Below are 21,252 nucleotides of genomic sequence, written 5' to 3'. Positions count from 1 at the left end.
GAATTTTGTTCCGGTCCCCTACGCACGGTCGATATCACCTGCGGTGTCGGTTAAGCTCACTTCGTCATTGAATAGGGAGCTTCATGCGGTTGTGTGGACCAGGTTGCATCTGCCTTCGAACTCATCACAAAATGCAACTCGCCCCCTCGCATCAGCTCTTCATGCCGCACAAAAGTTCGCGTTAAGGGTTTGCCATTGAGCGTAACGGACTGGATAAAGGCATTTGAGGAACTCAGGTTCTCCGCCACCACGGTCAGAGTCTTGCCGTTTGGCAAGTGCAGCGCTGCGCGGGATACAAATGGCCGCCCAATCACGTACTCATTCGATCCAGGCGCAACGGGGTAAAACCCGAGCGATGTAAAGATCATCCACGCCGACATCTGCCCGAGATCGTCGTTTCCGACGAGGCCATCCGGTGTCGGTCGATACTGAGACTCTACGATCTGGCGAAGACGTTCCTGCGTGCGCAATGGCTCGCCGGCATAGTCGTAGAGGTAAGCCAGGTGATGGCTTGGCTCATTGCCGTGCACGTACTGTCCCATCATGCCGGCCATGTCTTCAACATCCGCATACTTGGCCGGATCGACTTTGGCATCAAACATCGCATCGAGCTTGGCGATCAATTGCTGCTTGCCGCCCAGCAGTTGAATGAGACCCTGCTCATCCTGAGGTTGATACCAGGAATACTGCCACGCGTTGCCCTCGGTGAAACCGCTATCCTCACCCGCGCGTGTCGGATCGAAAGGCTTGCGAAATTCTCCGTTAGCTAACCTTGGCTCGACAAACCCATCCGAAGCATTGAAGTTGTTTTTCCAATTCGCCGCGCGGCGATCAAAGGTCGCGGCGATATCGGTCCGCTTCATCGCCTGCGCCATGCGGGCAATCGTCCAGTCGTCAAAGGCGTACTCTACAGTCTTCGATGCAGCCTCTGCGTCGTGATCGACAGGCACGTATCCCAGCTTCTTATACTCTTCGAGATTGCCGTATGGCCCGTAGTTTGCACTGGCCACCATAGCCTTCAACGCCTCATCCGCATCAAAGCCGCGAATGCCTTTCACGTATGCGTCTGCGATTTCCGGTACCGCGTGATATCCGATCATGCACCACGCTTCGATGCCCTGGAACTGCCAGATCGGGAGTATCCCGAATGGACTCTCACGCTGCGAGGCAAGCAGCGACTGGATCAGGTCACTGGTGCGCTGCTCCGGTTCAATCAACGTCATGAGCGGCTGTTCCGCACGATAGGTATCCCAAAGCGAAAGGCTTGAAACATACCTAAAGCCCTTCGCATAATGAACCTGGTTATCCGGCCCGCGATACCCTCCGTCCACATCCATGCTCAAACTGGGAGCGAGCAAAGAGTGGTAGAGAGCCGTGTACAGATTTTTGAGCATGGCGGGCTCGGCCTTGAAGTCGATGAGACCCAGCTGCCTGTCCCACGCAGACGTAGCTGCCTTGTGCACTGCATCGAAATCGAAAGCTGGTACTTCGGCATCCATGTTTGCAACCGCACTGTCTTCACTGACAGGCGATATGGCCACCTTGACGACCAGAGCTTCCTTGACCATGCCGAAGTCGAATGAAGCAATGAGTCCTCTGCCTTCGATCGACTGCGTGTCTTCCGCGGTTGTACCCGGTGTCCTGAATCCGTGATATTCAACCGGCAAGGGCTCGCGGTCGTATAAACTGTGCCCTTTCATCGGCTGAGAGAAACGGATGGCAAAGTAGAGTTGCCGCCCAGGCGCCCAGCCACGAGTCTCTCTCATCCCGGTCACGGTTCCATCTGGACGCACGCGGATACGCGACCACAGCACCTTGCCTGGATAGTTGTAAATTGACGAGCGCAGATCCATCAAAACCCGCGCAGGCTTGTCCGAAGGGTAACTATAGCGGTGGACTCCAACGCGCGCAGTGGCCGTCAGCTCAGCCTGGATGCCGTAGTCGAGAAGAGAAACGGCATAGTATCCGGGTGCGGCCTTTTCGCTCTCATGACTGAAGCGCGACCGGTAGCCAGACCCAGGCTTGTCGATATCGCCAGGTTCAAGCCGTACGTCGCCGGAGATCGGTTGCAACAGCACGTCTCCCAGGTCGGAGTGTCCCGCACCGGAAAAGTGCGTATGCGAAAACCCGAGAATCGTCGTATCTTCGTAGCGATAGCCCGCTGCCCATTTATAACTCTGCCTGAAGGAGCGAATCTGCGTATCCGGCGAGAGCTGCACCATACCGAAGGGTACGGTCGCGCCGGGAAAGGTATGACCATCCGGACCGGTGCCAATCATCGGATCGACCATCGTGGAGGGAGAGCCCGTCTGCGCGGAAAGAATCGGCACACAGGCAAGGACAACTAGAAGCGAGAAAGACTTGATAACAATACCTGGCAAACGACGCATCTTCTTTTAAGAATCACCTTTCAGATTTGCATTACCCATACCACGCGATCTAAGCAGCACAACTTCATCCACAGCTTCAATTTTCCACATGACGGCGCGAAAAATGGCTACCGTCCAGCCATCGAGGCAATCTCTGCATACCCGGCCATCCAATCTTTGGCGAGCCAGTACAAGTACGCCAGACTCGGCCTTGTCTCATCGGTACCGTGCAGAAATCTTACAGAGGCAAATCCAAACACTGTACCTGGAGAGAAAGCAAAGAAGACTATATCGATTATAAGTAGCGCAAGCAGGGCACCCTTATACTGCCCGTTGGGGTGCCAAATGGGCTCGTACTCGCGGGCTCTGCACGCGAGTACCTCTGGCAACCGTCAATCGCCACATTAGCCCGATGAAATATAAATTTTGTGGACTTACGGTGCAATAAGTAACGTGATTGCATTCCTGAAATCAGCTTGGTTTCGCTTTTGAAATGACGAGATCATCGTCCTTTGTTTCCCTGATTGCAAGCAGACCTAAAAATGTCAGCACGGCCGCACCGGAGAGATAGTAGCCGACATAGGGCAGTCCATATGTTTTGGCTAACCAGGTGGCAATATATGGAGCCAGAGATGCGCCTACAATGCCCGCGAAACTGAAGGCCAGCGAACTCCCGGTGTAGCGTACCGAGGTTGGAAAGAGCTCTGAAAGCACAGTCCCAAGCGGCCCATATGTCATCCCCATCAAGAACAGGCCAAGGGCCATCATGGACACTGCTCCGACGGTGCCCGCGCTAAACATGGGTGCCATGATTAAACCAAAGGCGAAGATTGCCGCCGTAACCCAAAGCATTGTGCGACGACGACCTCGCTCCGCCAGTATTGCCGAAAGTGGAATGGCTATAGCGAAAAAGAAGATGTCGAACATCTGCATCAGAAGGAATTTACCGCGACTATAACCCAATGCACTCGTTCCCCACGAGAGCGCGAAGACCGTCATCAGATAGAAAAGTACGAACGTTGCGAGACACACGAGAACACCCGCCATGAGCGCCCTGGAATGACGGCGAAAAACGGCCACCATCGGTACTTTTTCCTGTTCCCCTCGTTCGCGAGATTCTTTGAATACAGGAGTTTCGGTAATTGTCAGCCGAACATACAGACCAAGAAACACGAGAACGGCGCTTGCAAGAAAGGGCAGCCGCCAGCCAAAGGTGAAAAACTGCTGATCGGTGAGCCAGCGAGAGAGAAGCAGGAAAATACCGCCGGAGAGGAAAAATCCGATAGGAGCGCCAAGTTGCGGAAACATGCCATACCAGGCGCGCTTGTTAGGCGGCGCGTTTTCAATTGCCAGGAGTACCGCTCCACCCCACTCCCCTCCAAGGCCGAGTCCCTGGCCAAAACGGCACAGCGCGAGGAGCAGCGACGCGGCAAAACCAATCGTATGATAAGTTGGCAGCGCTCCAATGGCAACTGTTGAGATTCCCATGGTGGATAGGGCGATGACCAGTGTTTTCTTTCGTCCGATGCGATCGCCAAAATGACCAAAGAGCGCTGACCCTACCGGGCGCGCGAAGAAAGCAATACCAAATGTAGCCAGCGATGCGAGCACAGCAGAGGCCGGATTTGAAGCCGGAAAAAACAAGCGCGGAAAGACCAGCACAGCAGCAGTTGCGTAGATATAGAAATCGAAAAACTCAATCGTTGTGCCGATCAAACTTGCAAACAGGACCTGGCGCGGTGTATTGATGCGCCTTCCCGTCCCGGTAGGTACTGTACTCATCGAATCTCCAAATATATGGCAAGCCCTGGGTCACAAACATTGGCCCACAAGCCTTAGATCACAAGCATTAGATCCGAGGATACGCTCTGTCTGACTGTCGCTCGGCAGAATGGCCCGGCTTAAGCGCTGGTGATTCATATAAGGATGATCGTCACTCCAACTTGGATGCTGGCATGGACGATTTTTCTTTGGATCAGCCACATCCTCCGCGCCCGATGCCACCAGTCTGCGCTTAAGCTAGTATCAGAAAATCCCTAAGGCCAAAATCGTGCTGCTGAGATCACTTCGCATCAGCGGGTACCAACTCAAAGCTGACGAAGGCCAGATGGCTGCTGTCAGGCGCCCATGATGGAACATTGATCGTGCCAGCGCCGCCAACGATATCGACAAGGGTTCTGATCTTCTTGTCACCGAGAGACATGAGGCGAAGCTGAATGTCCTTGTTCGGCAGGTGGCCCGTAACACTCTTGTCATAAGAGACAAAGACCATCCATTTGTCGTCGGGGGAGATATGCGGCGTCCAGTTGTTGCGCTCATCCGATGTGACCTGTTCTGGCTGGCTTCCATCCGGATGCATGCGCCATATCTGCATGGTGCCACCACCGCGATTCGAATTGAAGTAAATGTATTGTCCATCCGGTGAGTAATCGGGATCGTCGTGGATTCCAGCGCCAGTGGTGGCTGCGCTTTCTTCCCCGCCATCCACAGAGATCGTATCGATATTGAGGCCATCGCTGCCTGGGCGAACAAATGCCAGGGTCTTTCCATCGGGAGACCAGCCGTGCCACCACGATGCTGGATTCTTCGTCACCAGGCGAGCAGCACCTCCGCCGGATGGGAAGATGTAAATGCGTGCACCCGGATCTCCAGCAACGAAGCAGGTAGCCGCCAGCCACTTGCCATCCGGAGAGAGACCATGACTACTGCCGCAGTTCGTTGCAATGCCCGTATCCAATGCATGAGGCGTACCACCATCTACGGGGATGCTCATAATCTTTCCGCTCTGATCAAAAAGCAGCGACTTCCCATCACGTGTCCAATTTGGTGCGGCGAATAGCCCCTGGGCAGTAAAAACATTCGTCTGGATTGGCGATTCAGGATTGGTTGCAATCGTGCGCAGAGTGCTGTAGAGAATTGGTTTTGCATCGGCGATAGCAGGAGCAATCGGCTTCAGTTGGACATTTGAAAAGACTGCTTTTTCTATAACATTCTTGTCGTGTGAGCAGACGCCAAGACCGATGTAAAACTCTCCTTCGAGATGGAGTTTGACGGCGGCACCTGCGGGGTGGAGTGGTTCACCGTTCGTACTCATGTACATGGTGATTGTGTCCCCTCGCTTATCAATGCGGAGCCGCTGGGGTGCACTAATGTTCCACTCGATATCGTGCGTCTCATCTCCAATGGCAGATCTGTATTGAAGCGCCGTAAGCCCTGAACCATGCAAGGCAGCGTCAACATAAACAGAGTCCGCATCGAGATTTTGACGGATCACAAGAACAGCTTTACGATGCGGATTCGTACCTGCCGAGGGAAAATGAATATCCGCAGTCAGGGATACATCGCCGGAAGTCTTCTTCCATAAAAAATGGAACGCATCCTTTGTAAGCCACATGTTCTCACCCGACCCGGTGATCGTGTACGCGCCCTTAGCGGAGTCAAAATCTACGGTTCCTGCATGAAGCACTGTGCCCACATCGTTGTGGCCGTCGAAGACGCCTAAGGACGTTGGCGCAGATTGAGATCTTGCTCGGGTAGCCATTGCACATAAAATCAGGGCACAACTCACCCAGGCAAGCAGCGATGCAGGAAGCTTTCGATTCACGGTTACATCCTTTTTTGAACGTAGTCTCAGAGTGAGTGTAACTCTCTTCGTCGCTCGAACTCTACGAGTCCGGCAATACTCGTGTCAACACTGCTCTTCGGAATGCGATCCAAAGCATAAGGAGATTCCCGTTTCCGGCTGCATTTGCAATACATCGCTTTAGTAGATATAAAGAGTGCGATTATGAATGACGCCCTGCGCTGTATGACTTTCTCTTATCGCATGCGGGTCTGAGAGCTGCAACACGCACTCCAGGATACGTAGCGGTTGGCTGGTTCATGACCGAAATCGGTTTCCTATAAAGTCGGGATGGAGTTCCATCGTGCCTATGTTTTCTCGTCGCCATTTCGCTTTTGCATGGCTGCTCCTTATGGCCATCGCGTCTCCTGCGCGAGGGTATGCGCTCGGGCAGCCACGCTTTGTAAACCATACAGCGAGCACGGGAAGCTTCACCGTAGCGGCTAGTGGGAGGACAGCGACGCTATATGTGGATCACGAGGACTTTCCTGGCGTTGTTCGTGCGGCACAGGATCTACAGGCCGATGTGGAGCGGGTTACCGGCCTGAAACCAGGCTTTATCAGCAACAGTGATGCGGTAAGTGGCACCGTGATCCTGATTGGAACAATCTCGAAAAGCAGGTTGATCGATCGTCTGATTAAAGAGCACAAGCTGAATGTAGAAACAATCAAGGGCAAGTGGGAATCGTCGATTATTCAAGTGATAGATAAACCAATCCCTGGTGTCGATCGTGCTTTGGTCATTGCTGGAAGCGATAAGCGCGGCACAATTTTTGGCATCTATGACTTGTCCGAGCAAATTGGTGTTTCACCCTGGTATTGGTGGGCGGATGTGCCGATCACCCATAAAGATAGTCTCTATGTTCAGGCTGGGCGCTATGTCCAGGGCGAGCCTGCGGTTAAATATCGTGGCATTTTCCTGAATGATGAGGCTCCTGCGCTCACTGGTTGGGTAAACGCCAATTATGGCGGATATAACCACAAATTCTATGAGAAAGTCTTTGAGTTATTGCTTCGCCTGAGAGCCAATTATTTATGGCCGGCGATGTGGGGCAGCGCATTCAACGAAGATGATCCAGAGAATGCACGGCTCGCAGATGAATACGGGATTGTAATGGGAACTTCGCACCACGAGCCAATGCTGCGCGCGCAACAAGAGTGGAAGCGCCACGGCACCGGGCCGTGGGATTACTCCGCGAACTCTGAGGTTCTAAACAAATTCTGGAGTGAAGGAATTGACCACAACAAGAATTTTGAAAGCACGATTACTCTAGGCATGCGAGGCGACGGAGACATGCCAATGACTGAAGGCGCGAATATAACTCTGCTCGAAACAATTGTCGCCTATCAGCGAAAAATCATTGCGGACCATTCCACGCCCACACTCAAGACTGATCCTCAGGTATGGGCGCTGTACAAAGAGGTTCAGCAATATTACGAAAAAGGCATGCGCGTTCCAGATGATGTGACGCTGCTATGGTGTGACGATAACTGGGGCAACATACGAAGGCTGCCCACAGTGGAAGAACGCAAGCGCAGCGGAGGCGCTGGCATTTATTACCACTTTGATTATGTCGGTGATCCGCGCAACTATAAGTGGATCAATACCAACCCAATCGAGAAAGTATGGGAGCAGATGAATCTGGCGCTGAACTATGGCGCGGACCGCATCTGGATTGTGAATGTAGGAGATCTTAAACCAATGGAGTTTCCGATTGAATACTTCCTGACATTGGCGCGCAATCCTGAGCGATGGGGCAAAGATCAAACGCTGGAGTTCACAAGGCAATGGGCAGCGCGTGAGTTTGGCGAAGACCATGCGAATGAGATCGCCGAGTTGATGGACACTTATACGCGATACAACGGTAGACGTAAACCTGAGTTGCTGGATGTGGATACCTTCAGTCTCATCAACTATCGCGAAGCGGACCGCGTTGAAAATGATTGGCGAGCTTTATTGGCAAAAGCAGAAGGAGTTCAAAAGCAATTGCCCGAGAATGAAAAGGATGCATATTTCGAACTGATTCTGCACCCAATCAAAGCTTCGGCGATCGTGAATGAGTTATATATCTCCGCAGGTCGTAATCGACTTTATGCCACACAGGGAAGAGCCGATGCCAATGATTTTGCGATTCAGGCGCGATCCCTTTTCAAGGCAGATGCAGAGCTAACCAGCGAATACAATCACCTGCTTGCACATGGGAAGTGGAATCACATGATGGATCAGACCCATCTTGGATACACCTATTGGCAAGAGCCTCCGTTAAATGTTATGCCTGCCGTGGTTGAGGTACAACCCGCTGCCGAAGCCCGCATAGGAGTCATTGCGGAAGGAGCGCCTGACGCAATTGGTGTTCAATATCTATCGTTTGATAACTTTCAACGACAGACCCACTTCATCGATATCTTCAATCACGGGTTGACTCCCTTTCATTACTCGGCAAGTACGAATTCGCCATGGATCACTCTCAATGAAACCAGTGGTGAAGTAGAGAAAGAACGTCGGGTTGAGGTCAGTATTGATTGGGCAAAGATCAATTCCGGTGAGCAGGAAGGCAAGATCATTGTGACGCAACAGAATGGTCCATCGGCTGTCGTCAACGTGCAGGCTACTCGCTCTCAGACGCCTTCGCCTGAATCGCTGAATGGATTTGTGGAGAGCGACGGTTATGTCTCCATCGAAGCCGAACACTTTACACATGTAACCAGTGCAGGTGCCGTACATTGGGATCGCATTCCTGGATACGGAGCGACATTTTCAGGAATGACTATTTTCCCGGTGACAGCGCCAAGTGTGGCGGCTTCGCAAGCTACTGCGGCATTGCAATATCGAATGTATTTTTTCGACAGCGGCACTCTGAATCTGGAAACAACGCTTGGTCCGACACTGAATTTTGTGCCGGGACGAGGTCTACGGTTTGCAGTGTGGTTTGACGATCAGTTGCCGCAGGTTGTGGATAGCTTAGAGCATAACTCTGAAAGCGATTGGGCAAAGGCAGTAAGCGACGGTGTGCGCCGTGTAGAGACGAAGCTCAACATCACTCAGCCCGGCTATCACACGCTTAACTTCGGCATGGTAGATCCAGGCATTGTGCTTGAAAAATTTGTAGTGAGTGCAGGGTCTATCAAACCCAGCTATCTCGGCCCACCGGAGAGCTTTCACAACTTCCCCATGAACACGGACGCTGCGCAGAAATAAACGCAAATGTAATCTGGTTGCGAAAGTTTAATCTCGTAGAAAAGCAAGCAGGCAGAAGTTGAATTCGCTGGCGGCTTCTATGTTCGACAAGTGTGCCGCTTGCAGGACTTCGTATCGTGCATCACGAATTTGATCCGCGAGAAATTTACCATCAGCCGGCGATGTGACGGGGTCTTCCACACCTGAAATAACCAGGGTAGGTGTCGCGATCTGACATATGGTTGCGCGTAGATCAAGATCGCGGACAGCGGCACAACAGGCTGCATAACCATCTACACTCGTTTGCCGCAACATATCAGCCGTGTGAGAAATTATCTCCGGATGCATGTCACGAAACGGCCGTGTAAACCACCGCTCCAAGGTACCTGGAATAATGGGGCCAAGACCTTCACTCAAGACTTGCGCGATGCGCGCATTCCAGATGTCTTTCTGCCCAATGCGGGCAGCCGTGTTTGCCAACACCAGTTTTTGCAAACGGGTTGAGGCATGAATACCAAGCCATTGCCCGATGGCGCCGCCCATCGACAATCCACAAAAGCTGAACGTCTCAATTTGAAGAGCATCCAATAAACCCAAAACATCCGGGCCCAGATCTTCGACTCCGTACGGGCCCGGTGGGACTGAAGACCCACCATGCCCGCGCGTGTCGTATTGAAGCAGGCGGAAGTGCGGCAGAAGCGCGGCAACCTGCAGCTGCCACATATCGAGCGCTACGCCCAGAGAGTGGGATAGTACGAGCACAGGAAGGCTTGCGTCCCCAATTAACTGGTAGTGAATGCGGACGCTTTGCCCTCTCTCTGATTGCAGCTCTGCAAATGCCATTACAGTTCCCTGCTTCAGCCCTGGAAGCCGATTGCAGCATGGCTGCCATCGCAGTAGGGTTTGTTTGCGGAAGCTCCGCAGCGGCAGAGTGCTGTTTGTGTCGTTTTATTAATGATCTGCTTCTGCGCATTCTGCAGCACGAGTGGGCCGTTGGCAAGCAGCGGGCCATTGGGCAACGGAACGAATACAACTGGACCAGTGGCAGTGAGTTCGGCAATGTTTTCTGCCGGGACGGATTCTCCTGCATCTGCCCACCCCGAGGTACGGTGTGTGCCATCGCAAAATGGCTTTTTAGCAGAAGCGCCGCAACGGCAAAGCGATGCCCGGGGCTTGGTTTCTAGAGTGCCCGTACCTGTGTCCACCTGGATTTCTCCGGTCGCAATCAGTGGCCCATTGGGTGCGGTGAATGCTTCATTTACAAGGGGGGTCAGTGTGGCAGTGTCGCTCAAGGTGGTTCCTCCATTGCCAGTCTACCTTGCTCACATGGGAGGGCATAAGATGCAGCGTCTGGTGCTGCTCCAGGGCAGCCACGATGGAAAATTGCCAAAAAGAAGGGTAGCGGCATGCAAGGCCGCTACCCGGATGTCAAGAGACGAGTTCAGAATATGAGAGATAACAGGGCATGTCTTGGGCCAGATGGATGAGTTGAAAATCAATCCCAGGAGGGATAGCTCGGAGCAGGTAAGCAGCGAAGGGGCAGCGTAATAAATAGCAAGAAAAAAGGCAGCTGCATGCGAAATGTGCGGCTGCCTAAAAGGTTAAGAGACTTATCCAGAGTAAGACTGGGAATGAGACGTGTCTTGCGTCCGAGGAGCGAGTTTTGCCTCCACCATTGGATGGAGATTTCGATAATTTCTCGTATACCTACAGAAACAACTCGATTCGCCCCCTGTAACAGTTGCATATCGGGCTCAGTCCGTGTTGGATTGCATGGTATGCACTTCTCGCTTTGGGCGGCATCAGGTCGATCGGCATCTCCGCTGCACAAGTCAGGACCGTTCAGGCTCCGATGGCCGCGCTTGTCCCGATTCCGCTTGTCCAAACCCCGCTTGCTCTTGGTTTCCCTACTGGCAATGGGAATGCTTCACGAGACGGAAGGGAATGCCCTGCAACCTGCAACTCCACTAGCTCACTTTGGCCGGCAGGCATGGAGCATGGAAAACGGTCTGCCGGAAAATACGGTGCCCGTTCTACTGCAATCGCGCAGCGGTTTTCTATGGGTTGGGACAGAACTTGGCCTGGCGCGATTTGATGGAACAAATTTTCGCATTTTGGATCGTACGACAACGCCATCCTTTCCTGACGCCGAAATTCGCTGCCTGCTCGACGCCGCAGATGGTTCACTCTGGATCGGCACAGCGGATGGGCTGGTGAGGTGGAAAGACGGTCGGCCCACCCTGTTTACGAACAGCGAGGGATTGCCGAGTGCTTCGATTCGAGGACTGGCCCAAACCTCGGATGGCACAGTCTGGATTTGGACAGAATCAGGGCTGGCGCGTTGGATAGAACCGAAAACGAATCCGGCAGCCAATGGAAAGATAGACGACAGGAATCAATCGGCACAGTTCGAAACGATCCCATCCGGCAATGGCTTTCCTGCTGGCTCCATCACATCCATAGCCTCGGATAGCCGAGGCGGTCTGTGGGTTGCAACCTCGGTAGGCGCAGCCGTTTTGCGCCAGGGACTTTGGCACTCCTTCTCAGAACACTCACAGCATTCCGAGTTATCCCGTGGCGCATCCATAGTCTCAGGAGATACGAATGGCAACGTGCTGGTGGCAACGCCAGAAGGTGTTTTTTCGGAGTCGAGGGGCAATCTTGCAATGCTTCTGTCACGGACTGCGCTGCCCCTGGACGGGGTGAGTTTTCTGGCGCGGTTATCCAATGGCGGTGTCGCGGTAGCCAGTAAAAGCTCTATCCTCTTCGTGCAAAATAATCGCCTTGTGGGGCCGTTCACGACGGGTCACAGGCTCCCCGGCACGCGTATTGAATCTATCTATCCCGATCGTGAAGGCTGTCTTTGGATCGGCACCAATCATGGGCTGGCTCGGTTCGTCGACGGACAGATTCAGTTGCTTCCCGCAAATGATCCTCTGGCATCCAATGCTGCTGTTTCCTTCCTTGAGGATCGGGAGAGTGACATCTGGGTGGGTACGGAAAACGCGGGCCTGCATATCCTTCGCGACTCGCGCTTTCGCAGTATCGGTGCCAGTGAAGGACTAAGCTCCGACGCAACGACGGCCATCGTCCAGGATATGTATGGCGTGTTGTGGATTGGCACTCGTGAGAGTGGGTTGAACCGATTGCCTCCCAAGGGATCGGGGGGACATACGATCAATCTGACCACGTCCAATGGTCTGTTCAGTAATGTGATCTTGTCCGTGGCTGCTTCTCCAAATGGCGATCTATGGGTCGGTACTCCGGATGGGTTGAATCGCCTTCAGGGAAAAACTCTCACCAGCTTTTCATCGGCGGATGGACTGCCGGATGACTTCATTCGTTCGTTGTTGGTCGCTCCTGATAACTCGTTGTGGATTGGTACGCGGCGCGGGCTGACACACCTCGAACTGGGCTATCCAACAGAGAATCATTTCAAGACCTTTACTCAGTCCGACGGACTGGGAAGCGACCTGGTGGGCGCACTGGCTCGTACTGCGGATGGCGACCTATGGATTGCGACGCTCAATGGACTGACCCGGCTGCACAAAGGCCATCTTCGTAACTACACTACGGCCGATGGCCTCTCCAGCAATGTGATCACTGCACTTGAAGTCGCTCCAGATGGGATGCTGTGGATCGGTACCCAGGGAAGTGGGTTGAATCTATGGGATGGCAGCAGCTTTCACCCTATTCGCGATAAGAATCGTCAGCTTCCAGCAGCTATCCATGCGGTGCTGCAGGACAACCGCGAGCATGTATGGCTGGCGTCTGATTCCGGGCTGACGCGTGCCAATACACAATCGCTACTGGACTGCGCGCAGCATGGAAACTGCAGTGTAAACAGCACGAACTTTACCACCGCAGACGGACTCCGTACGCGAGAAACCAGCAGCAACAGCCACCCCACGGCATGTCGTGCACGCGACGGGCAACTATGGTTCACTACGCCACGCGGAGTTATCATAGCGGACCCATTGCACTTCGCCGCCAATCCACCCATTCCGCCGGTGGCCATCGAACGATTTGCCGTCGATGACCAGGACGTGCCGGGGCTAAACGAACATGATCAGAAGGAAAGCGAAAATAGCTTCACCAAAATCGCAGCCGGGCATCTTCGATTTCAGTTCGACTACTCCGGACTAAGTTTTGCGTCTCCGCAGAAACTTCGTTACCAGTATATGCTCGATGGATTTGATCGTAAGTGGACAGATGCTGGAACGCGGCGAACGGCGTACTACACCAATATTCCGTCAGGGCATTATCGCTTCCGTGTGCGCGCCGGCTTTGGTGATTTTCGCCCAGCCCTTCCCGATGGAGGCGCGTCGGAAGCAACGCTTTCCTTTGAGCTGCGCCCACATCTTTATCAGACAGCCTGGTTCATCGCGCTGCTGATTCTGTTCGCGGCCGTGCTGGTGTGGCTCGCATTTCGGCTTATCTTCCGAAGGCGGCTGGGGCGAGTAGAGCGGGAATTCAGAGCTGTCATGGCTGAACGTAATCGCATCGCACGCGAGATTCACGACACGCTGGCGCAGGGATATGTAGGGATCTCCGTTCAGTTAGAGGTTCTCGGAGAGCTGCTGCGTCATAATCGCACAGAGGCCGCAGCGAAACATCTCGATATGACGCAAGGATACGTTCGCGAGGGTCTGGACGACGCACGCAAATCCATCTGGGCGCTCCGTTCTCACGACACTGGCGAACAGACTTTGCCTGTCCGTCTGCGAAGGCTTGTTGAACAAGCAAAATCCACTGAACTGGAGACAGGCTTGGAAGTGCATGGCGCCTATCGTGCACTCGCACCCGATGACGAAAAAGAGATCCTGCGCATTGCGCAGGAAGCAATCCATAACGTGAAAAAGCATGCGAGGGCGAGCCATATGACCGTTCGCCTCGACTATGATCAACGATCACTGATGTTGTCCATCTCCGACGATGGCAGGGGCTTCGCGGTTCTTGAAGAGAACGGCGGATTTGTTTCAACTCCTGGTCACTATGGATTGACAGGGATGAAAGAACGAGCAGAGTTGATCCAGGGACGCATCGAGATCGTAAGCACTCCGGGCAAAGGCGCCATCGTTCGACTTGAGGTATCCGCTCCCGCGGTTGTTATGGGAAGCCGGGATCAGTCAGCAGCGATTTCGCCCGATGACGCTTACTCAACTTCAGAGTCAGTTTCAGATGTAGCCGTTTCAGGTAAGGCAAAGGAGCAGCAGTGAATAGTAATCCGATTCGTATTCTCGTAGTGGAAGACCATCACGTCGTCCGCCAGGGGCTTATAGCATTGCTCAGCGTTGTCGATGGAGTTGAAGTCGTTGGCGAAGCCGCAGACGGCATAGAGGCCATGAAGGAGTTTGACGCGAAGCATCCGGACGTTACACTGATTGATCTTCGCCTGCCGAAGATGAGTGGCGTTGATGTGATCCAGCGCGTACGAGCGAATCATGCACACGCACGCTTCATCGTACTCACCACGTTCGATGGAGATGAAGATATCTATCGTGCGCTACAAGCCGGAGCACGCGCATATCTTCTGAAAGGTATGACTGTAGAAGTGCTGATCTCCACCATTCGATCCGTTCACGCAGGCAAGTCGTGCATACCGCCAGTGATCGCGCAGAAGCTCGCCGAGCGCATGAGCACGGAACAGCTTACACATCGTGAACAGGATGTACTGGAGCAGATTGTTCGCGGTAAAAGTAACAAGGAGATTGGCGTAGAACTGGATATCTCAGAGGCGACGGTGAAGACTCACATCAACAGCCTGCTGGGCAAACTCGGCGTTACCGATCGAACGCAGGCTGCAACAGCGGCAATCCAGCGTGGTCTCGTACAGCTTGAGTCGCTGGGAGATATTCGTTTATGAAGTTGCGTCACAGCTCCAGAGCGATATTGAGAGCGTTTATTACCCTGCTCATTATGAACGCGGCAATAGCCGCAGTGGGATTTGCCGAAAGGAATACCTGGCGACAGGCAACCGACGCTGAGCTGGCGGCGCTACTGCCGGCGCGGGCTCCAGTTGAAAAGGAACATATCGAAACCGAAATGCGCACTGCCAGCGGCATCACCGATGGCAGGGGACATTACATTGCAGGCGTAGTGTTGATCACCGCCGGTTACTCGGCTGACGGCAAGTATTCGCACTATCTCGTCGTTCAATCGCCGATGCGCATTGGCAGCATCCATCTATCGCCGGGCGAGTACGTTTTCGGATGGCAACGTGATGGGGATGCGCTTAGTCTCCACCTGCACGAAGCGCTTACCGGAAAATTGTTAGGCAGTGCGGAAGCGCATCGCATCCCAGGCAATAGCCGCGTGGAGTCACTCCGTATATGGCCACCGAACGAGAGACCCCTCATCCAGATTGGGCGGTTCGGCATTCCCTACGAATTGCAAGAAGAAAGTAGCTCAAAAAATTGATAGGACACGTCATGCATATCTCCGCCTTCCGGTCGATCCCCATCTCAGCCTGCCGCCGTACACTGGCAGGCATGCTTTCGGCTTCCGGTTCTTACATTGCATTGGGTCTTCTGGCCTGCACCTTATTGCCTTCCGCCATGCTCTGCCAAGGCGGCAGTAGCGCGCCTGGATCAACAGGACAGAGCACCAGCAAATCGACGGAGGGCTCTCCGCACCCCATTCAACTTGACAGCCATCAACGCCCAATCACCGCTGGCGGCTTCGTTTCAAGTGGCCCTGTCGTTTTCGAGGACGCTTCAGAAAAAGCCGGCCTTACGCACTGGACCCACCGCATGGGCGATACGGATAAGAAATTTATTCTGGAAACGAATGGCTCCGGCGTAGGCCTGATTGACTACGACAATGATGGATGGCTGGATATCTATTTCGTGAGCGGCTCTACATTCAAGGCGCTCGATGGCAAGGAAGAACCGCCCCACGCTGCGCTGTTTCATAACAATCATGATGGGACTTTTACAGACGTCGCAGAAAAGGCTGGCGTGACGAATGGCCGGTGGGGATTTGGAGTGGCTATCGCGGATTACGACAATGATGGCTGGCCTGATATTTTCGTGGCCAACTATGGCAAGAACCGCCTCTATCACAACAACCACAATGGGACTTTTACAGACGTCGCAGAAAAGGCCGGAGTTACTCTTGGCAACTGGTCTGCTGGAGCAACCTGGGGAGACTATGACGGGGATGGCCGCCTGGATCTTTTCGTCTCAGGCTATGTTCATTTCGATCGTGACAATCTGCCTGTTGGCGGTACCAACGGTGTTTCGTTTGCCTTCTGCTCCTTTCGCGGCGAGCCTGTGAACTGCGGCCCACACGGATTGAAAGGCGAGCCAGACCATCTTTTCCATAACAATGGAGACGGCACGTTTACCGATGTTAGCCTCAAAGCCGGAGTGGCGGATGAGCCTGGATACTACGGGCTGAGCGCCGTCTTTGTCGACATTAATAACGATGGAAAACCGGACCTGCTGGTCGGCAACGACTCAACGCCAAACTATCTTTACCTGAATAAAGGAGATGGCACATTTGAAGATGTTAGTTATGCCTCTGGCTATGCACTGAACGAAGCGGGACGCGAAACCGCATCGATGGGCATCGCCGTGGGTGACTACGAAAACAATGGCCAGTTGGACATCTATAACACTACCTTTTCTGATGACTATAAGCCGCTCTATCACAATGAGGGCGATGCCAACTTTACTGACATCAGTTATCAGCTTGGAATCGCCGAAGTCTCAGTTCCCTTCCTCGGTTGGGGCGATGCATTTATCGACTATGACAATGATGGCTGGAAGGATCTGCTGGCCGTCAATGGCCACGTCTATCCGCAGGTAGATCAGCATCCGTGGGGAACAACATGGGCACAGCGCCCACTGCTTTTTCACAACATTGCCGGGAAAAAATTCGAGACCATGCCTGCAGTTGAAGGAACGGGTCTGGCAGTCGTGATGGCTGCACGAGGCATGGCTGTCGGCGATCTCTTCAACGACGGCAAGCTGGACGCAGTTGTCAACGTCGAAGATCATCATCCCGTACTGCTGCGCAATGTTAACCCTGACCACAACCACTGGCTGGAGTTGAAACTCATCGGCAGTGGCAAGACTGCGACAAAGGCTGAAAGTCCTCGTGACGCTATCGGCGCCACAGCGTATGTGACTGCGAATAACGTGCGGCAACGAGCAGATGTAATCAGCGGAGGAAGCTATATTTCATCGAACGACCAACGTCCGCACTTCGGCCTTGGTGCCGCAACCTCTGTTGAAGCAATCGAAGTTCACTGGCCCAGCGGCAAGGTGGAGAAGTTCACGACATCCGGCGTTGACCGCATCGTGACATTGACTGAAGGCAGCGGGCAATAGATTCGCACTTTTTCTATTGCGATGAATTCGCTATCGGCAAATAGAATGCCCCGAAGATATCCATCTTCGGGGCATTCTATTTGGCTTCCATTGAATCAGAATGTAATACGTCCTGTGAGTTGTAGATTGCGTGGACCTGCACCTTCTGCTGTCTGCAATTCAGGGATTGCACCGAATGCTCCGGAATCCAACTGCATATTGGGCGGCTCATAGTTACGGTGATTGAATACGTTGGCAGCTTCAGCGGAGAACTCGAATCTTGCGCGCTCCCCAATCGCCAGATCCTTGCGCAGCGAAAGCGAAAAGACATCTGTGCCTGGCCCCACCACACTGCCGACAGAAGCTGTACCGAAGTAGCCACGATTGGCCGCGGGTATCGCATAAGCGTTGGGATTCAGCCACTGATTGATGTTGCGGTGCGTGGCATAAAGGGATTGACCAGGCACGATATCAGCATGAGTCTGGCCCACAGTAGTGAGGATGTTCGTTCCCGCAGGGTCGCTCGTGGCCTGATATGGAGTGAGGAATGGCCCACTCTGAAGCACGGTGACACCGCCTAAGTGCCAATCTCCTACCATCGCATTCAATGCCGAACCGGTACTTAGCCAACGCTGCCCTTTGCCAAAGGGAAGATCATAGAGATAAGTGGCAAGGAAGCGATGTCTGCGATCGTAAGCTACGTTGCCGTAATCGAGACCGGGATGGAAGCGATCCGTAAGGAAGTTACCACCTGAACTAACGAAGCCAGCAGGTGTAGCTCCCGCGGCATCGGAGATATCACGAGTAAAAACATAGCTGGCATTGAAGGTCAGCCCCTTACCGCTGTGCCGCGACACCTCCACTGTTCCGCTGTTGTAGTTGCTCTCGGCGAGATTTTCCACGCTTTGAATAACGCTCCAACATGGATAGGGACGATGATCCGCAACGGTCAACCCGCCATCGGTGATGCATTCATTTGAGCTTGCTGACGACTCATTATTGTAATAACCAGTTGTATTTGCTGGAACCTGATTCAGATCCACCATCGTCTCAAGATTCGTGCCGTGGTTGGCCGTATATGAAAGCCTCATGCCTATTCCATGACCCAGGTCCTGCTCCACCGTGAGGTTCCATTGCTGTACGGAAGGATCTTTGTAGTGAATCGGAAAAGCATAGTAGAAACCAGCGGTTCCAGTAGCGCTGCCAGGAGTCTGCGGAGGAAATGGATTACTGAAAGATAGCTGCGGAGTTACACCGTCCGCTTGAAAATCCTGGTTGAAGACACCGACATAACTGGCCGAAACAGCCCATCCTGAAACAAGTGAGAAACCCAGAGGCGTCTCGATAAATCTACCCCACCCACCCCGGACAACCGTCTTGTCATTGCCGTATGGACGCCATGCGAAGCCAAGACGAGGGCCCCAGTCATGCTTGTCCGTATAACGCAACGTTTCAGGAAGGCCAGCCTGCTTCGCTGTTAATGTTGGCGTAGGCGCAATGGCGTTGATAAAATCGTTCGACTCAAAGCCAATGGCCTTAGCGTTAGGGACTACAACTGCGCCTGTCACAGGAGAACCGTCTGTACCAGCGCCAGAATAGTCCGGCAGAAAGAAGGCGGTGTTGTATTGGATTTCCTTCAATGGCGGATGAAGTTCCCAGCGCAGACCAAGATTCAGCGTGAGGTTCGAAGTCACTTTCCAATCGTCCTGTGCAAAGACGGCATACGAATATCCCACACCATCCATCTCCGACTTATTGATTGTGGCCGCCTCCGTATAATCCGGAAAGCCTTGAAGAAAGGATGTATAGGGTTCGCCAATATTGGCGCCCACATCGGAAGAACCGTCGAAGACATACCAGCCGCTGCTGTAGTTACCGAAAACGTTGGTGTCGAAGTCGGTCAGCCGCTTCCAATCTCCCCCAAACTTGAAGGTATGATGCCCTTTAGTCCACGTCACATTATCGAGCAACTGCACAATCTGGCTGCGTTGCACAGTGGGGTTGCCGCCACCGGTAGCCATGAATCCGTTGATGATCAGTTGCGGCGCTTCAGCCCAATCGAGATTTGGCTGGGGTACAGACAATCCGGTCTGCTGCAGTAGTTGGCTGGTGCTGTAGCTCTGATTTGTTGAAGTATGCTGCGCATTGAATCCGCCACGAAACTCGTTCAGCAACTTTGGCGTAAAAACGTAGTTATGCGCGAAGGTCAAGCCCTCATCAATCTCAGGAATGTTGTACGCGCCCTGCAAAGGACTACCCGCTGATTGGCAGAAACTGTATGTACAGGTCGTGTCAGGAGCGGACGTAACCTGGCGATTTTTATAAGAGAATCGTGCGAAGACCGACTGCTTCTGCGAGATCGTATGGTCCAGCCGAACGTCTCCCTGATTCGTGGAAATAGGCGATGGAAAGTTTTCGCGGAAGTTATTCACGTAAGAATCGGCCGACCCGTAATTCGGCGCTGGCATCAGGTATTTCAGCATATTAGCTGAGATTGGATTGATGGGAACGCGACTTGGATCGACCGGAGTAATCCCGTCTGGCTGATAGATATTGGTGATTCCCTGCCCTTGCAGATAGCTGGTCAGATCGGCGAATCCTGTTCCATTACCGCGCATGGCAAGCGTTGGAACACTGGCAACGATTGGCGTCTCACGAGGAAGACGCAGCCCTTCATAACTTATGAAAAAGAACGTACGATCCTTCCCTTGGTAGAGGTGAGGAATAGTCATCGGCCCACCGAGTGTTCCACCAAAATCGTTCATCACGATCTTCGGCGTCTCTCCAGTGAAAGGGTCTCCGGCGTTAAAGACAGTGTTCTCGATATTTTCAAAGACTCCGCCGTGATACTTGTTGGTGCCCGCCTTGGAAATGGTCGTAATATCGGCGACACCTGAAAATTCAGCATTATTGTTGGACTCACTCACCCGAATTTCTTCGATGGAATTGAACGAAGGAAACATTTCGTTGATCGGGCCAGAGTATTCAACGCCTACACTGCTGATGCCATCTACAGTGACACTCAGTAGCGCTGGCGTTGTGCCCATAACTGAGAGATTGCCGCTATCATCCGTTTGAACGCCGGCCTCTGTAGTCAAAGTTGAAATAGGGCTGGTTGATCCGGTAGAGCGCGAGTAAATAGCTACTGGAAGGCTGACCAACTCCTCGCCAACTTTAGTTTCGGCCAGGTTGGATACTTCTGTAGTAATGACATTCTGAGCCTGTGCGACCACTGTTACGGTCTGATTTTCAGCACCGAGCTGCAGCATAGGATCAAGACGTCGTGACTCACGCGCAGTCAGCGAAACTCCAGGCGATACATATTTTTCGAAACCCGCAGCCGTAATCGTGATGCTGTAAGTTCCAACGTCGATATTGCTGAACGTGAAGTTGCCACTCGCATCGCTCGCCACAACACGCTGGGCAGCGGTGCCGGTATTGAGCAAAATTACTTTTGCTCCCGGCACAGACGCACCCGAAGAGTCATGCACGGTTCCGAGAATTGTTCCATAAGTTGACTGGGCATAAACTCCGGGCGCCACTGCAACCAGTAACACTAGCGACACAAGACGAAGCCGAAATGAAGGAGAATGAGAAAGCGACCGCAGTATGGAAAGAAAAAATCTCATGCTTTGACCTCACTTAATGGAGTAAATGCGGTTCATTTCGAGATAGGGATATCCCCACCTCGCGAACTAAAGACAGTTCCGGCCAACTCTCCGGACTGAGCTTCAGTTCGTAAGCTTTTCTTTCCGGGCTATGACCTGT

Annotated in this window: 11 protein-coding genes; 5 read left to right on the top strand and 6 right to left on the bottom strand. The window is 53.1% G+C overall.

Features of this window, described 5'->3' with window-relative positions:
* Positions 1–56: 56 nt before the first annotated feature.
* From OHL19_RS16480 to OHL19_RS16470, 3 genes are all read right to left on the bottom strand, one after another.
* Positions 57–2,390, bottom strand: a complete 2,334-nt coding sequence (locus tag OHL19_RS16480) for a GH92 family glycosyl hydrolase (protein WP_263358836.1) — start codon at positions 2,388–2,390, stop codon at positions 57–59.
* 450 nt (positions 2,391–2,840) lie between these two features.
* Positions 2,841–4,151, bottom strand: a complete 1,311-nt coding sequence (locus OHL19_RS16475; protein WP_263358835.1) for an MFS transporter — start codon at positions 4,149–4,151, stop codon at positions 2,841–2,843.
* Between the two features lie 280 nt (positions 4,152–4,431).
* Positions 4,432–5,973: a TolB family protein gene (locus tag OHL19_RS16470; protein ID WP_263358834.1), complete on the bottom strand. Its 1,542-nt coding sequence runs from the start codon at positions 5,971–5,973 to the stop codon at positions 4,432–4,434.
* A 328-nt stretch (positions 5,974–6,301) separates the two neighbouring features.
* Here OHL19_RS16470 and OHL19_RS16465 point away from each other — a divergent pair, with 328 nt between their 5' ends.
* Positions 6,302–9,190 (top strand): glycosyl hydrolase 115 family protein, encoded by a 2,889-nt coding sequence (locus tag OHL19_RS16465; protein WP_263358947.1) that lies wholly within the window; start codon positions 6,302–6,304, stop codon positions 9,188–9,190.
* A gap of 27 nt (positions 9,191–9,217) precedes the next feature.
* Here OHL19_RS16465 and pcaD read toward each other — a convergent pair whose 3' ends face one another.
* Together pcaD and OHL19_RS16455 are read right to left on the bottom strand one after the other, a co-directional pair.
* On the bottom strand, positions 9,218–10,012 hold the full coding sequence (pcaD, locus tag OHL19_RS16460; protein ID WP_263358831.1) for a 3-oxoadipate enol-lactonase: 795 nt from the start codon (positions 10,010–10,012) through the stop codon (positions 9,218–9,220).
* A gap of 14 nt (positions 10,013–10,026) precedes the next feature.
* A complete protein-coding gene (locus OHL19_RS16455) occupies positions 10,027–10,461 on the bottom strand; it encodes a CDGSH iron-sulfur domain-containing protein (protein ID WP_263358830.1) in 435 nt (144 codons plus the stop codon).
* 630 nt (positions 10,462–11,091) lie between these two features.
* On the opposite strand from OHL19_RS16455, the gene OHL19_RS16450 reads away from it, so the two are divergent.
* The 4 genes from OHL19_RS16450 (at position 11,092) to OHL19_RS16435 (ending at position 17,505) form a co-directional block, all read left to right on the top strand.
* Complete coding sequence (locus tag OHL19_RS16450) at positions 11,092–14,388, top strand: sensor histidine kinase (protein WP_263358829.1); 3,297 nt, start codon at positions 11,092–11,094, stop codon at positions 14,386–14,388.
* Positions 14,385–15,035 (top strand): response regulator, encoded by a 651-nt coding sequence (locus tag OHL19_RS16445; protein WP_263358828.1) that lies wholly within the window; start codon positions 14,385–14,387, stop codon positions 15,033–15,035. Before OHL19_RS16450 ends, OHL19_RS16445 begins: the two co-directional genes overlap by 4 nt.
* Positions 15,032–15,589, top strand: coding sequence for a hypothetical protein (locus OHL19_RS16440; RefSeq protein ID WP_263358827.1), 558 nt, complete (start codon positions 15,032–15,034; stop codon positions 15,587–15,589). Before OHL19_RS16445 ends, OHL19_RS16440 begins: the two co-directional genes overlap by 4 nt.
* Positions 15,590–15,660: 71 nt before the next feature.
* Positions 15,661–17,505 (top strand): CRTAC1 family protein, encoded by a 1,845-nt coding sequence (locus OHL19_RS16435; RefSeq protein WP_396126794.1) that lies wholly within the window; start codon positions 15,661–15,663, stop codon positions 17,503–17,505.
* Positions 17,506–17,600: 95 nt separating this feature from the next.
* Here OHL19_RS16435 and OHL19_RS16430 read toward each other — a convergent pair whose 3' ends face one another.
* Positions 17,601–21,050, bottom strand: coding sequence for a TonB-dependent receptor (locus tag OHL19_RS16430; RefSeq protein WP_263358823.1), 3,450 nt, complete (start codon positions 21,048–21,050; stop codon positions 17,601–17,603).
* Positions 21,051–21,252: the final 202 nt, after the last annotated feature.

Origin of the sequence: Acidicapsa ligni (assembly GCF_025685655.1) — a bacterium.
GTDB classification, from domain to species: domain Bacteria; phylum Acidobacteriota; class Terriglobia; order Terriglobales; family Acidobacteriaceae; genus Acidicapsa; species Acidicapsa ligni.
This window is presented reverse-complemented; position numbering and strand designations above follow the sequence as displayed.